General features: G+C 49.0%; 1 protein-coding gene. It reads left to right on the top strand.

The features are described from left to right. Positions 1 to 292: insulinase family protein (locus BWI93_RS27195; RefSeq protein ID WP_141217624.1), on the top strand; the 292-nt coding region annotated here is incomplete at both ends.

The following is a 292-nucleotide window of genomic DNA, read 5'->3' as shown; positions in this document are numbered from 1 at the left end:
TCAACCCCAGAATCAGGCCATCATTGCCGTGGGCGATTTTGACGTAGCCCAGGTTGAAAAGATCATCAAAGAGAAATTCGGAGCCATTCCGGCGGCCACGAATCCCAAACCCCTGGGCGAATTCCCGATTCCGGCTAACAGCGATACAAAAGTGGCCATTGTAACCGATAAAGAACAACCGTATACGATTGTTCAGATTCTGACGCGACTGCCCGAACTCAAAGAAAAAACTTTCGCCGATACCCGCGAGAAAATCAAGCGGTCTTTGTTCAACCAAATGCTGAATAACCGC

Origin of the sequence: Siphonobacter sp. BAB-5385, assembly GCF_002261125.1 — a bacterium.
Classification (GTDB): domain Bacteria; phylum Bacteroidota; class Bacteroidia; order Cytophagales; family Spirosomataceae; genus Siphonobacter.
Note: the sequence above shows the minus strand (reverse complement) of the source record. Positions and strands in the feature narration are given on the sequence as shown.